This window comes from Sutcliffiella rhizosphaerae, from assembly GCF_917563925.1.
In the GTDB taxonomy this organism is placed as follows: Bacteria; Bacillota; Bacilli; order Bacillales; family Bacillaceae_I; genus Sutcliffiella_A; species Sutcliffiella_A rhizosphaerae.
In genome coordinates this window covers 13,963-29,261 of record NZ_CAKJTJ010000008.1, presented here as the reverse complement: position 1 = coordinate 29,261, position 15,299 = coordinate 13,963, and the positions used below count along the sequence as shown (strand labels likewise).

Sequence of the window (15,299 nt, the reverse complement as noted above, 5' to 3'; positions counted from 1 at the left end):
ATCCCTTCGCTTCTTTTTCAATTGTTTTCAATATTAATAAATCACCTATGAATAGCAACCATGATTTCTCTACCATTAAATTGAATAATAATTTCGTTTTGGCGCCTTCTTTCAGATAAAAAATGTTTTGTTAATTGGATAAAATAAATGGTTAGAAAATAAGAGATGGCGATTCCGTTTAATGTTAGGCGAACTAGTAACATCGTCATCTGCTCGAACCAAGCGCTGACTATAAAAGAAACAATCCACAAAAAAACTAAAGTAATAAAACCATATAAGTACCAGCCAGTACTATTGTCCGCTTTATTATTCTCCATCAACCTGCACCTCCATGGTATAACTTGCAAGTATGATATCGATATCAAAAGTATGTAGGATGGACAGAAAAAAGAACAAAAGCAAGCTTTTGCTGATTTAAGAAAGTATGAAAATATGTAAAAGTGGCATCAAAATATCAAAAATTAACAGAAAAATATCTAATAACAGTGAGAAAATATTTAATACCAATCTGGAAATATCTAAAGACTACTCGATTCCTTAGGATATGTCCGAATCCCTCTGGGTTATGTTCGAAATTCTAAAAACAATCGAAAAACGGTTCTATCCGGTATGTACTTCATCAAAAGCATTGGTAATTTTATGATATTATTATATAAAAAGGAAGACGACGACATAAATGTAAAAGCAGGTGTTACAAATTGGGAGAACTAATAAACATACGGGGTAAGAAGCTTTACGTAGAACAATATGGAGAGCAAAATAAAGAAGTTTTACTTTATTTGCATGGAGGTCCAGGAGCGAGTTGCCTCGATTTTTCCGACCAAGCGGAGGCACTTTCCGAGAAACTTAGAGTCATTGCCATTGATCAACGAGGCGTTTTGCGTTCAGAGCCCCTTCAACCAGATGAATCATTTGGAATTATGGATATTCTAGAGGATTGTGAAGAACTTAGAAATACATTGGGAATTAACAAATGGTCTTTATTAGGGCATTCTTTTGGAGGATATCTGGCATTGTTATATGCTAATTCTTTTCCAGGATCTATTCAGAAAATACTATTTGAAGCTCCGACGTTCGATATAGGGCTGTCGATGAAAAACTTGTTCCACTACGCTAGTGAAAAAGGTCATTCTACATCTATTTATTTAAATGAAGGATCTGATGCAAAGGAGTTATTTGCAAAATGGGGGGAATTTTGTTCTACCATCGGTGAATACGATAAAGATCTTATTTATTTACATAACATTACGCCTGATAGGTTAAATCAAATTTATGGTCAAGTAGATGGGCAGCTATGGAAACAAACTCAGATTCATGGGAAAAAACTTTTTCAAGAGGGGGCTATATACCAATCAGGTCTCCAGTTACTAAATGAAATTCCCCATTCCGCACTATTATTGAGTGGCAAATATGATCCTGTTTTCTGTTCGATCCAGTCTGAAAAGTATTTACAAAATAAATCTAACAAACTAGTAACCTTTGAGAAAAGCGGTCATTTTCCACGTCTAGAAGAAACAGAGAAATACGGGAGAGAGGTTTTACAATTTTTAGGGGTGAACACTTCAGGTTCTTATTTATGATTTAAGACAGAAGGGAAGGTTAAATAGCAGTACAACGTAAGGAGCAGAGTGATTATCCCCCCTGCCCTTTTTTATTTTGACAAAAATTAAACAAATTTATATAATGTTTATAAAATAACTAACAAATAGATATAAGGTTTGTTTAATCTAAACGAAGGGTGATTTATAACAAATGGAAATGATATGGTCCTCCAATCTGGAAGAATTGAAAAAAGGGTTTACTGAAGGAACAGAAGTCTTTACATGTCTTTTATGTGAAAAAAGTATTGAAAAAGGTATTATTTATCCTTATGAAGGTTTTAATTACGAAGCAGAGAGATTTATGCGCATTCACATTCAAAAGGAGCACGGTTCGGTATTTGAATATCTTATTGGGCTTAACAAAAAGTTAACAGGTCTAACGGATCATCAGAAAAACCTTTTGAACCTTTTCTATCAAGGTAAAAGTGATAAGGAAATACAAACCGAACTTGAAATTGGCAGCCCCTCAACCATCCGTCATCATCGTTTTGCCCTAAAGGAAAAAGAAAGACAAGCAAGAATATTTCTAACATTGATGGAGCTTCTTGATGAAAAGGATCAGCATGCCCCTGCATTTGTTCCTATCCACAAAACAGCCACGATGGTGGATGAACGTTACAATATTACTCAAGAGGAACAGACTTCGATAGTGGAGAAGTTTTTTAAGGAATCAAAACTAAATAAATTTCCACCTAAAGAAAAACAACGACTAGTTGTCTTGAGAGAAATAGCGGCCCAGCTTCAAAAAGAGCGTATTTATAAAGAAAAAGAATTAAATGAAGAGATAAGCAAATTCTATGAAGATTACGTATTAATTAGACGCTATCTCATTGACTATGGGTTTCTAACTAGAAAGAATGACGGAAGTGCCTATTGGCTAGAAAACTAGAAGAAAGCTGTTGGGCATATGCTCGACAGCTTTTTTATAATTCCCTTACAGTTGTGTTTTTTACCTAATCTCGCATATAAATGATTGGAAAAATTATGTTATTATTAAAAATAAATACATAGAAAGCTTTCGAGAGGGGTTTCATATGAATCTAGTGGATGTGGCTACTATTCTAGTGGCAATGGTGTTTGTGATTGTCGTTGTATTTCAAGTTCTATTGAGCTTAGGTTTTCCTTTAGGAGAAATGGCTATGGGAGGATATCACAAAATCTTGCCTAAAGGATTGAGAGTGGTGAGTGCTGGGAATGCTCTCATTTTGATCTTGATGACGATTATATTTTTGCAGCATACTTTTCAAGTTTCGACTGCACTTGCATTTTTGCCGACTTCTGTATTGGTATGGATCATTACGGTTTTTTTGGCAATTAATACTCTAGCAAACTTTTTCTCCACTAGCCGCAAGGAAAAAGTGTTCATGACACCATTATCAGGAGTTGCCATGCTTTTATGCTTGTTTATTTCCTTATCATAAAATCGAGCGGAGGGTATCATGAGAACGATGGATCAAAAACTTTTAAATTACTACCTCGAGCTGAAAGGACCTGAAGCAGGTCCGTGGAACACATCTCCTGCTTGCCTGCATACAGAGCAAGTCACAAGGGATTTCATTAGAAAGCATATTAATCTTACTCATGGAATAAGGGTTTGTAATGTCGGAATCGGGACTGGGGATTGGGATGATTTCCTCGGTTATTGGTTAAATGGCCATGGAATATTAACAAGTATTGATATTGACAATGAAATTTGTGAGATCTTCGCCTATAGACAAATGAGAGAAGGGCATCCAAATCCAGCGCAAATACATAATAAAAGTATTTTTGATAAAGATCTGCCTTCTGCAACCTTTGATGTCGTCACACTGATTGGTTCAGCTATCCAAGAGATAGGTGAATTCCGAAAGTGTATGGACGCTTGCTTTCGTTTATTGAAAGATGATGGACAGCTTTTATTAATGATCAATTCGAAATATAAGTCAGAAAAAATGATAGATGAGTTGGATTATGAAGTATTGAAGAAGCAACACTATCCGGAATTCCCTGAATATCCGTTTAGTATTATTTTGTTTAAAATGTGATTAACTATTTCTTCCTAAATGAAAGGAGCCTACGATTTTGAAACTAGAAAATTTTCAAGAATATGAAGATCCAATTTTATATGATAAAGAGAATAATGGGTATTTGCCTGAGCTAGAGTTGCTGGAAGCATGGGCGGCGAAGCAGGGGGGTACCATTATTGATTTGGCATGTGGGGCAGGGGGGTACCATTATTGATTTGGCATGTGGGACAGGAAGATTGACCATTCCATTGGCGGAGAAAGGATTTTCACTCTTAGGGGTCGATCTACACCGGGGAATGTTACAGCAAGCACAGGAAAAAGCTGCTGCAAAGAGTTTACTTATAGATTGGGTTCAAGAGGACTGTACAAAGCTCCAGCTAGGCACCAAAAGCAAGCTCATTTATTCAGTTGGGAACTCCTTTCAACATTTTTTAACGAATGAAGCACAGGATGGATTTTTCCATTCTGTTCGAAATAATTTAGAAACAGGGGGAATCTTGATTTTTGGTACCCGCTTTCCAAGCAAGGAAGAGTTGATTCAGCCGAGCACGGAAGAGTTCTGGAGGTCTTACATAGATGAGGATACGAACCAAAAAGTCGACCTCTATACCATCAGTTCCTATGATGCAATTACGCAGGTTCAGCACTATATCACTACTAGAAAGTATCAAAATGAAATTGGCGAAATTATACAAGAACATAAGACTACGATCAGTCTGCGTTACACCTATCCACAGGAAATGGAGAGAATGCTCAGCAACCATGGTTTCGAAATCGTAAACTTGTATCAAGATTGGAACGGAACCCCTTTGACTCAGGATAGCTACGAAATGATCTATCTAGTAAGGAAAAGTTGAAAACAAAACAAACGACCCTATTCGTATATAGAGGGTCGTTTAATTTAGACACCTTTACTAAATGAGTTTCTGGATAATTTCATTTACTATTTGTTCCTTAAACGAATCAACCGCAACCAACTCAGAGTCCTTCTGTCCGTATCTTCTTAGATTAACGCAACGATTGGCAACCTCCCTATCTCCCACTACTAATACACAAGGAACCTTCTGCAACTGGGCAGCCCTGATTTTATAGCCTATTTTTTCGCTGCTTCTGTTAATTTCTACCCTAACCCCGTCTTTAGATAACAGAGACTTTACCATCTTGCAGTAATCTATATGCACATCCGAGACCGGAATAATTTCGACCTGCACTGGTGCTAACCATACTGGAAATGCACCACCAAAGTGTTCCACTAATATTCCGAAGAAACGGTCAATAGAACCAAATACAGCTCGATGAATGACTACGGGACGCTGTTTTTCACCTTGTTCATTTACATAATGAAGATCAAACTTCTCTGGCATTTGAAAATCAAGCTGAATTGTTGCGCACTGATGACTACGTTTTAAAGCATCTTTAATATGGAAGTCTATTTTGGGTCCATAAAAGGCACCATCTCCAATATTCAAGTGATACGCCATTCCGAGGTCGTTTAACACATTTGTAAGTGCAGACTCTGCATGCTCCCATAGCATATCATCTCCCAGTGAATCCTCTGGGCGAGTGGAGAGTTCTACGGAATAGTCAAAGCCAAATGTTTGATAGACTTTATCTACAAGTTGAAAAATTTGCTTTATCTCACTTTCAATCTGATCCTCACGTACAAATATATGAGCATCATCTTGGCAAAATGTACGAACACGCAGCATACCATTCAAAGCACCGCTATATTCATGACGATGAACCTGACCAAACTCAGCCATTCGTACAGGCAAATCCCTATAAGAATGAAGCTTGTTTTTAAAGATAAGCATATGACCAGGGCAATTCATCGGTTTTAACGCATAGCTTTTCTCATCAACTTCTGTAAAGTACATATTTTCCTTGTAATGATCCCAATGCCCTGATTTTTCCCAAAGTTTCTGATTCAGCATAAAAGGAGTGCGTACCTCTTCATAAGAAGCGCTTTCTTGTAACTCGCGGGCAAAGCGCTCCAATTCGTTTCGGATAATCTGTCCTTTAGGTAAATAAAAAGGCATTCCTGGAGCTTCCTCTGAAAACATGAATAACTCTAACTGTTTTCCTAACTTACGATGGTCACGCTTTGCGGCTTCTACTAAGATGTGAAAATGATTCTTTAAATCAGTATCTTTATGAAATGCCACTCCATAAACACGTTGTAATACATCATTTTCTTTATCTCCGCGCCAGTATGCACCTGAAACTTTAGCGAGCTTAAAGGCTTTGATTTTACCTGTTGATCGGAGATGTGGTCCACGACAAAGATCCATAAACTCGCCTTGTTGGTAGACGGATATATTCTGATCAGATGTCAAATCATCTAAAATCTCCAGTTTGTAAGGCTGATTTTTAAAAAGTCTCCTCGCTTCTTCCAATGTAACCCCCAATCTCTTTATCTCCATATCTTCTTTTACGATTTTTAACATCTCTTTTTCAATAGTCAAAAGATCCTCAGGAGTCAAACTACGTTCTAAATTCAGATCGTAGTAAAATCCATCCTCTATAACTGGGCCAATTCCAAGCTTCACATCTGCAAACAATCTTTTTACTGCCTGTGCCAATACATGTGCAGTAGTGTGTCTCATTATTTCTAGCCCTTCCTGTGAATCGATTGATATGACAACGAGTTGAGCATCATCAGACAATTTGAAATCTAGATCAACTAACCCACCATTCAGTTTACCTGCCACGGCTAGCTTACCCAAACTTGCGCTAATAGATTGGGCTACTTCGGCAACTGTTGTTCCTCTCACAAACTCTTTGCACTGTCCATCTGGAAATTGAATTTTTACCATGATTGAATCACTCCTTAAATAAAATAAAAAAACACTCGTCCCTATGAAGGGACGAGTGCAATAAAATAACCCGTGGTTCCACCCAAGTTCCCATAAGCAAAATGCTCACGGCTCTGGCGCTTGTAACGGAGCGTGACCGGCATTGGATACTTAATTTCCTCAATACAGCTCTAAAGGTGGTAAAAGATTTTCCCTGCGTTAGGAAGATTTCAGCAATTTCCTCCCTCTCTAATAACCGTAAAAAATCTCTCTTGTCCTTGTCATTGCTTTTAAATGAATAAGGCTGTTTTCGTGAACGAACTTTTCGATACTGGAAATTTTACTTTTGTGCTATTTTTACTGGTTTACTAGCAACAACCTCTTTAAAGAGGCATAAAAAAAATAAAAAACACACTCATCCCAATGAAGGGACGAGTGTGTTGAAATAACCCGTGGTTCCACCCAAATTCCCATAAGCAAAACAATGCTCATGGCTTTGGCGCTGTAACGTAGCGTTTTCGGCATTGGATACTTAGTTTCCCCAACACAGCTCAAAGGTGGTAAGAGAATTTTTCAGTGTTAGCAAGATTTCAGCAAATACTTGCCTCTCTGTGAACTTGAATAAAGACTCTCATGTCCTTTTCTTAGCTTCAAAAAATTGTTATTTTTGATATTACAATATATTACTATCGTGTGCAAGCCTTTTTTCAAAGGCAGAAAAAAGTTATTGTCTTAAGTTATATTGATATATATATTTCCAAACAAACGTTTGATCAATGATTATTTTTTCTATTGTTATATATAGCTTCAAACTAATTCGAAAAAAATCGACTTTTTTCTTATAGTATTCTAATATAACATTAGAATAGAACAGGATTTACCGTTTTTTTAGCTAGTGGTATATCATTTTTAAAACAAACGTTTGATCAATAAAAAAAATAATGTTATCAATTAAGGAACAAAGTGTATCCCCCATAAAACGACTATTTTCGAAAGTTTTATAAGAATAATAATTTAACACATAATTATCCTCACCTTCTTACTATTCAATCTTTGTCCGTCCGGTCATTTCTAATTGTTGCCTTTCTTTCTCTTGGAGTGTCCGGGCTTCAAGATCTGAATACTGCCCCAAAATATCACCTTGCTTATAGATTTCTTTTGATTGTTCTTTGTTTACGGAAGGATTGGATTTTGAAGTTCCTATTCCTGGAAGTAAGCATGCTCCAACTATGATTGCAATTAATATTCCTAGTATGTTTCCTTTAATTAGGAAATAAATTAAGATACTTAAATATATGATCCACCACATACCCATCCCTCCATTGTAATCATATAAATTACTTCTATGTGAGTTGATGGAAAATATGAATACAACATGTAATACTGAAACCAAAGAAAGGGGAGTGTACTAATGAATAATCCAAATGGTATTCCAATAAAATTTTATGAACAAAAAGAATAAACGGAGATATCAGTACCTCCGATTAGATTTATGTGGAAGAAAATAATTGAGGCAATAGGAAGAGAAATGCGCATTGCTAACTACAGGTTAAGCTCCAACTTTCATTTGAGAATGGCGGCTAAGTGCTTTTAAGATAAACATTTTATCTTGGGCAGTGAGTAATCTCCAGCTTCTAACTTTGATTTTCATCGTCCATCTCTCCTTTTATTGAATGCTGTTATATAAACACGTTGTTGCTATGGTTATCCAGCAATATTTCTTACTAAAAAAATACCTCCTTTTCTATAAAGATAAACAACAAAAAATCCAACATATTCCGCATTGATAGAGATGGATATTGGAGAATATTGACGATATAACAAAAAGAAGCCCAATAAATGGACTTCTTCATCTTGATGTATAAACATTTATGTTTTGGTTTTTCGCTCTGTACTGAATGGCCTCAAGTCTGTGATGACTCGATTTTTTTTCAAGCTTTAATTTGAGCTTTTTATCTAAGCAACTATCAGAAATAATAGCGAAGTAATTGGCTCTTATTGTGTGCCAGAAAAAGAGTGTGCTCTTAACTATTTTCATAGCAGGACCTCCTTACTTTCATAAATCAACGGAGGTTGGTGGGGTAACTGGCTGACTGGTATAGAAAAAACCATACGGAAGTCCCTGTAGTTTTGCGTCACTAGCTTTCACTAGTTTTGCCTTTTTCCATGATTTATGAAAAAATACATTCTTATTATAAGTACTACAAGGAAAATTAGCACGGGACTTTTGATGTGTTTATTGTGTAATTGAATGTGAGTTTACTTGAAAAATTGCATAATAGGAAAAGATATTTCTATTTTATCCCAAAAAATCATGGTAAAATAAATAATTAGTTGTTACATATTGAAGGAGGTATACATATGAAACGGACAACAGAGATTGTATTATCAGTAATTGCTGTAGTACTAAGTGGTTTAACAGCTATAATAGGTCTTATGTTCAACAGCATGATGGCTGATGATGAATTTAGACAAATGATGGAAAGTGATGAATTTAGGCAATCAATGGAACAGGAATTGGGTTCAAACCCTAACTTAGAGGCTGCAGATTTGGATACGATTAATTCTATTTTTGCGTTAGTTGGTCCATCGTTACTGATTGTAGGAATTCTTTCCTTAGTTCTTGGAATCATCGGTATTATTGCTATAAAAGGAAACAAAAAGCCTATCCTAGCAGGTGTTATGCTCATACTAGCAGCGCTAGTTATCGGAATCGGAACTATTGGATTTGGATTAATCCCGGCCATCCTGTATTTGATTGCAGGAATTATGAGTTTGGTACGTAAGCCCCAAGTAGGATTGTAAATAGCCAGAAAACGGTGTAAATACCCAAGGTCGCTAACAAAGTAGCCTTTGGCATTGTTTTTTCTCTCTTTAACGTTGCATAGCAACGTTTTTTTTCTTTTCTTTTAAAATAACATCCAATTGAAAATATATTGATTATTTAGATTAATAATAGTATCTTAAATTTAAAGGACAAAATGGTAGCGTTTGCATTATTATGGGTTGGATATCTGACTCGTATTTTTATGCTACTTTGCGCAAACGTTTTCACAAGGGTGTATTATTTCATAAACGCTATCTAAACAAACGAAAGGGGCACATTAATGAAAAGAAAATTTCATAGGTGTATGGCTGTTGTTCTTTCTGTGCTATTAATTATTTCATCATTCGCTGGTATTTCACCATCAGCTTTTGCAGACAGCGGAAACAAAAAAATCGTCCTCAGTTATGAACGATCAGATGAGAATTATGATGGCTGGAATTTGTGGGTTTGGGGAACTGGTATAAAGGATGATCAAGTAGATTTTACAGAATTCCAGGAAGGCAGAGCGTTTGCAACCATTGAAGTTGCTAAGGGTATAGACCGGGTAGGTTATATCATTCGCAAGGGAGATTGGGAAGAAAAGGACATTGATTCAGACAGACACATTTTGGTGAACAAACAAGACAATACGACAAAAGTACATGTAAAGAGTGGGGAAGTCAATGTTCACCAAATTCCAGATGGCAAGGCGCCTATTGTGGAGGAGGGAAGTGCACAGTTCTTTTTCCGCGATAAAGAGCTTTATGAAAATAACGAAATGGACAAAGTTGATAAAGTAGAGCTGTCTATTCTAGGCAAAAAGTATGAAATGCAATTGGAAGAAGAGTTGGAGAGGTATACATATAAGTATGAGCAACTTCCACCAGGTAAACATGACTATACTTATTTTGTAACTATAGATGGAATAACGACAGAAGTAACAGATCCTTATAATACAGTTGATGGAAAGTCACATATTGAATATAACGTATCTGAATGGGGAGTTTCAGCTGATGTAAGCCCAGGCACCATTCATTTTAATCAAAATGCTGTAGTGACAGTGGAGCTTCAAACGGAGACAGATGTGAAAGCGCGCGAGATTTCTATTAATCTATCTGCGATTGGTGGTAAGGAGAAAGTTCAGATAGATCCAGAATTAAATGAGCTTACCATTTCTGTAAAGCACAATGTAACAGCAGGGATAAAAAAATTACCGATTACTATCATTGATGAGTTCGGTAATCGTCATGTAACGGAAGCAGAGCTAGAAGTCAAAGCCCGTACTTATACTGGTGAAAGTGCTGATTTCGATTGGGACGAAGCAGTTATATATTTTATGCTGACAGACCGTTTCTTTGATGGAGATGCGTCCAATAATGACCCACATAGGATTGGTTATGATACGACATTTCCTGGTACGTATCAAGGTGGAGATTTCAAAGGGATTACCGAAAAGCTAGATTACTTGGATGAATTAGGTATTAATACAATTTGGATAAGTCCAATTGTAGACAATATCAAATATGACGTTCGGCATTCGAATCCTGGGACTCCTTATTATGGCTACCATGGATATTGGGCGGATAATTTTGGCGAAATAAATCCACATTTCGGATCTATGCGAGATTTCCATACATTAATTGATGAGGCACATAATCGTGGTATTAAAATCATGGTGGATGTGGTCTTAAATCATACAGGATATGGATTAAAACCAACGGACAGTTCAAGTGTATCAAACTTCCCAACAGACGAAGATCGAGCTCGTTTCGCTGGGATGTTACGAGATGGGGGAAGTGACGAGATTCGTGGAGAACTTGCTGGGTTGCCTGACTTCCTTACGGAAAATCCAGAAGTTCGAGAACAAGTAATAAAATGGCAGACAGATTGGATTGAAAAGTCTCGCACACCTCAAGGGAATACAATTGATTACTTTAGAGTTGATACAGTAAAGCATGTGGAAGATACAACATGGATGGCGTTCAAAAACGCGCTAACGAAAGAGATGCCTGAACACAAACTGATAGGAGAAGCGTGGGGAGCAGGAGTAAACAACGACCAAGGCTATTTAAATAGCGGTATGATGGACTCGTTACTAGATTTTTCGTTCAAATATGATGCAAGAGATTTGGCGAATGGTCAGCTAGAAGCGGTGCAATCAAGATTGGAGTATCGAAACAATCAATTAACTAACTCTGCTACTTTTGGCCAATTTTTAGGCAGCCATGATGAAGACCGTTTTTATGAAGTGGTAAATGGTGATCTAGGGAAATATCAAGTAGCTGCGTCCTTGCAGTTGACAGCAAAAGGTCAACCTGTCATTTATTACGGGGAAGAGCTTGGCTTGCCTGGTAAAAACAACTACCCTCTTTATGATAACCGTCAAAATTTCCCTTGGAATGAGGCAGAGGGAAATAAAATTCTTGAACACTATCAAAAAGTACTAGCGTTTAGACAAGACAATCCAAAAACGTTTGCGAGAGGAGATCGCAAAAAAGTTGCAGGATCAGACAGTGACAAATATCTGATTTTCTCACGTACATACGGGGAAAATACAGTCTATGTTGGCTTAAATACTGCCACTACTGCTAAAGAAGTTACTCTAAGCTTCGGTTCTTCTGAGGCGGTTGTAACAGATCGCTATAACAATCAAACGTACCATGCCACAGAGGAAGGAAAAGTTACTCTCTCTATTCCAGCAATGGAAGATGGAGGAACCATTCTGTTGGAGGTAGAAAATGGTGGAGTTCCAGTAGAAGAAGAACCAGGTGAAGTAGGTGAAATTGGGGAAAATACACTTCGTATTCATTACCAACGAACAGATAATAGCTACGAAAATCTAGGTTTATGGCTATGGGGAGATGTGGCTGCACCTTCTGAAAATTGGCCAGCTGGTGGTACATCATTTAAGGCCTCTCAAGTAACGAATTATGGAGCTTATGTTGATATTGAATTGAAAGAAAATGCAAATAACGTAGGATTCTTTGTACTCGATACTACAAATGGTGATAAAGATGCTGGTGATAAAACTCTAGAAATTTTCACTGCAGAGCTCAATGAAGTTTGGATTAAAGAAGGCTCAGATGAAGTCTTTTTATATGAGCCGGTTAATCTGCCCGAAAACACGGTCCGTATTCATTATGAAAGAAACAATGCTGATTATGATAATTGGTGTCTCTGGAACTGGGAGGATGTAGAGAGTCCATCTGATGGTTGGCCGAATGGAGCAGCAGATTTTAAAGGAATTGGAAAGTACGGCGCTTATTACGATATTAAACTTAAGGAAAATGCGAACAAAATAGGCTTCCTTTTTGTAAATAAGCAATCAGGGGCACAAACTGGAGACATGACATTCGAGATGTTAAATCAATACAAACAACTTTTCGTAAAAGAAGGCGAAAATCAAGTCTACACCAATCCGTATGGTACGGTGCCAATAGCGCTTATTTCAGGAGAGGTCTTGTCAGACAAGCTAATCACGCTTCATTTTACAACAACAGTTGGCATAACTGAAGATGAGCTAAAAGAACAGTTAAATATTAAAGATGTTGATGGTAATGAGGTTACATTTACAAGTGTTAATATTGAAGGTCCGCAAACAGTAAATGTACATGGAGATTTCAATTTAGAAAAAATTCCGTTTGAAGTAACTTATGGCGAAAGAACTATTTCGGTAAAATCAGGCTGGAAGCTAATCGATGAAATGTATGGCTATGATGGCAAGCTTGGTGCTGACTTGCACCGTGACGGTTCTGCAACATTGAAGGTCTGGTCGCCAAAAGCAGATAGTATTTCTGTTGTTCTCTATGACAAGAATGATCAAAACATCGTAGTCGAGACTGTTCCGATGACCAAAGGAGATCGAGGCGTATGGTCTGTGAAGCTTGCTGAAACTAATACAGGCTTAGCTAATCTAAAAGGCTACTACTATCATTATGAAATCACACATGGAAATGATACTAAGCTTGCGCTAGACCCATATGCTCAATCAATGGCAGCGTGGAATAATGATGCTGGCTATCCAATTGGGAAAGCGGCAATAGTAGATGTAAGTTCAATAGGACCAGAGCTTGAATACGCAACAATTCCTGGTTTTAAAAAGCGAGAGGATACCATCATTTATGAAGTGCATGTCCGAGATTTCACATCCGATCCAAACATTGCAGATGATTTACAAGCAAGATTCGGCACCTTTGCATCGTTTGTAGAGAAATTGGATTATATCCAAGAATTAGGGGTCACTCATATTCAATTGCTTCCTGTAATGAGCTACTATTTTGCTAACGAATTTGAGGCAGATGAAAGAATGCTAGAGTATGCATCGACTGGGACGAATTACAACTGGGGCTATGATCCACAAAGTTACTTCTCTTTAACTGGTATGTATTCGGAAAATCCAGAAGATCCTGAGCTTAGAATAAAGGAATTCAAAAATTTAATTAACGAGATTCATAAGCGGGATATGGGAGTAGTACTGGATGTGGTATATAACCATACGGCAAGAGTGTCTATTTTTGAAGATCTTGTGCCTAACTATTATCATTTTATGGATGCGGATGGGACACCAAGGACAAGCTTTGGTGGTGGGCGTTTAGGAACGACACATGAAATGGCCCGGCGCATTCTCGTAGATTCTATCAAATATTGGGTAGAAGAATACAAGGTTGATGGATTCCGTTTTGATATGATGGGTGATCATGACGCAGAGAGCATTCAGATCGCTTATGACGAAGCAAAAAAATTAAATCCAAACATTGTGATGATTGGGGAAGGCTGGGTAACCTTTGTTGGTGATGAGGGGGAACCAGTACAAGCGGCAGATCAGCAGTGGATGCAGCATACAGATTCTGTTGGGAGCTTTTCCGATGAATTCCGTAACGAGCTTAAATCTGGATTTGGAAGCGAAGGACAGCCCCGTTTTATTACAGGTGGTGCCCGGAATGTTCAACAGATTTTTGATAACATCAAGGCTCAACCTCATAATTTTTATACAGATGATCCAGGGGATGTCGTTCAGTATATTGAAGCACATGACAATCTCACACTTTATGATGTGATTGCCCAATCTATCAAAAAAGACCCAGAAATTCCAGAGAATGATTTGGAGATTCATCAACGAATCAGAATTGGAAATGCAATGGTGCTAACTTCCCAAGGGAAGGCATTCCTTCATGCGGGGCAGGAATATGGACGAACGAAGCAATGGAGGGCAGACGCATCTAGTGCACCATACAAGTCTACCTTTATGACAGATGAAAATAACAACCCGTTTGTCTATCCATACTTTATCCACGATTCTTATGATTCGTCAGATATCATTAATCGAGTTGACTGGGAAAAGGCGACAGACAAGGAGAAATATCCAGTAAATCATGTAACGAGTGAATATACGAAAGGGTTAATTAAGTTACGTCGTTCTACCGATGCATTCCGATTGGGTACGCGTGAGCTCATAGATGAAAATGTCACAATGATTGAATCTCCTGAAATCAAGGAACAAGACCTTGTGGTAGCATTTCGCAGTGTATCAACAAATGGTGTTGAATATTATACGTTTGTAAATGCTGATACAGCTTCTAGAACACTAACGCTAGAGGAAGATATTAGTAAAGGTATAGTTGTTGTAGACCAAAAAAAGGCTGGAGTTGATGCAGTATCCGATCCTACTGGATTTGAGTTGAACGCCACTAGCATTACGCTTGAGCCACTGACTACTGTGGTAGTTAGAGTTGGTGAAGAACCAGTAGATGGTGAAGATCCTGATGATGGGGGCGGGGATGGAAATAACCCGCCAGGAAATGGAAACAACCCAGGAACCCCACCTGGAAAGGGTGGCGAGAACCCAGGAAATGGAAACAAACCTGGGACTCCACCTGGAAAAGGTGGCGAAAATCCGGGGAATGGCAACAAGCCTGGTACACCTCCTGGAAAAGGTGGCGAAAATCCAGGGAAAGGTAACAAACCAGGAAATAAGCTACCAGTCACAGCAACATCGACTTACAACTATTTAATGCTTGGTGCTATCTTGATCTTACTTGGAGCATCAATATTAATTGGTAGAAAAAAAGAACAGTTGGGTTAAGCCACCTGA

At 37.7% G+C, this 15,299-nt stretch carries 12 protein-coding genes, 1 riboswitch and 1 other annotated feature; of the genes, 8 read left to right on the top strand and 4 right to left on the bottom strand.

The genetic code is table 11. The annotated features are described in order from the left end of the window. Positions 1-41 precede the first annotated feature (41 nt). Positions 42-317 (bottom strand): hypothetical protein, encoded by a 276-nt coding sequence (locus LRP81_RS09425; protein ID WP_230501023.1) that lies wholly within the window; start codon positions 315-317, stop codon positions 42-44. Between the two features lie 381 nt (positions 318-698). Here LRP81_RS09425 and LRP81_RS09420 point away from each other — a divergent pair, with 381 nt between their 5' ends. The 6 genes from LRP81_RS09420 to LRP81_RS09400 all read left to right on the top strand — a co-directional run bounded on the left by LRP81_RS09420 (position 699) and on the right by LRP81_RS09400 (position 4,464). Then, positions 699-1,580 (top strand): alpha/beta fold hydrolase, encoded by an 882-nt coding sequence (locus tag LRP81_RS09420; protein WP_230501022.1) that lies wholly within the window; start codon positions 699-701, stop codon positions 1,578-1,580. Between the two features lie 172 nt (positions 1,581-1,752). Beyond that, positions 1,753-2,490, top strand: a complete 738-nt coding sequence (locus LRP81_RS09415) for a DUF2087 domain-containing protein (protein WP_230501021.1) — start codon at positions 1,753-1,755, stop codon at positions 2,488-2,490. Between the two features lie 145 nt (positions 2,491-2,635). Further along, complete coding sequence (locus tag LRP81_RS09410; protein ID WP_230501020.1) at positions 2,636-3,022, top strand: hypothetical protein; 387 nt, start codon at positions 2,636-2,638, stop codon at positions 3,020-3,022. A gap of 18 nt (positions 3,023-3,040) precedes the next feature. Beyond that, positions 3,041-3,625 carry a class I SAM-dependent methyltransferase gene (locus tag LRP81_RS09405; RefSeq protein ID WP_230501019.1) on the top strand — a complete coding sequence of 195 codons (585 nt, stop codon included), beginning with the start codon at positions 3,041-3,043 and terminating at the stop codon, positions 3,623-3,625. 37 nt (positions 3,626-3,662) lie between these two features. Then, on the top strand, positions 3,663-3,821 hold the full coding sequence (locus LRP81_RS23340; protein ID WP_317987056.1) for a class I SAM-dependent methyltransferase: 159 nt from the start codon (positions 3,663-3,665) through the stop codon (positions 3,819-3,821). Then, positions 3,796-4,464 (top strand): class I SAM-dependent methyltransferase, encoded by a 669-nt coding sequence (locus tag LRP81_RS09400; protein ID WP_317987058.1) that lies wholly within the window; start codon positions 3,796-3,798, stop codon positions 4,462-4,464. The genes LRP81_RS23340 and LRP81_RS09400 overlap by 26 nt, the downstream gene beginning before the upstream one ends. A 57-nt stretch (positions 4,465-4,521) precedes the next feature. Here LRP81_RS09400 and thrS read toward each other — a convergent pair whose 3' ends face one another. The 3 genes from thrS to LRP81_RS09385 form a co-directional block, all read right to left on the bottom strand. Beyond that, positions 4,522-6,423, bottom strand: a complete 1,902-nt coding sequence (gene thrS, locus LRP81_RS09395) for a threonine--tRNA ligase (RefSeq protein ID WP_230501018.1) — start codon at positions 6,421-6,423, stop codon at positions 4,522-4,524. A 44-nt stretch (positions 6,424-6,467) separates the two neighbouring features. Beyond that, positions 6,468-6,696 (bottom strand) — a binding site (T-box leader). A gap of 748 nt (positions 6,697-7,444) precedes the next feature. Continuing rightward, complete coding sequence (locus LRP81_RS09390) at positions 7,445-7,711, bottom strand: hypothetical protein (RefSeq protein WP_230501017.1); 267 nt, start codon at positions 7,709-7,711, stop codon at positions 7,445-7,447. Positions 7,712-8,251: 540 nt separating this feature from the next. Further along, complete coding sequence (locus LRP81_RS09385) at positions 8,252-8,440, bottom strand: hypothetical protein (protein ID WP_230501016.1); 189 nt, start codon at positions 8,438-8,440, stop codon at positions 8,252-8,254. Positions 8,441-8,479: 39 nt separating this feature from the next. After that, a riboswitch (cyclic di-GMP riboswitch) is annotated at positions 8,480-8,571 on the bottom strand. 192 nt (positions 8,572-8,763) lie between these two features. Between LRP81_RS09385 and LRP81_RS09380 the strand changes: the two genes are divergently transcribed. Together LRP81_RS09380 and LRP81_RS09375 are read left to right on the top strand one after the other, a co-directional pair. Beyond that, entirely contained in the window at positions 8,764-9,207 is a 444-nt protein-coding gene (locus tag LRP81_RS09380) for a DUF4064 domain-containing protein (RefSeq protein WP_230501015.1), read from the top strand. Between the two features lie 302 nt (positions 9,208-9,509). Next, entirely contained in the window at positions 9,510-15,290 is a 5,781-nt protein-coding gene (locus LRP81_RS09375) for a pullulanase (protein ID WP_230501014.1), read from the top strand. Positions 15,291-15,299 lie beyond the last annotated feature (9 nt).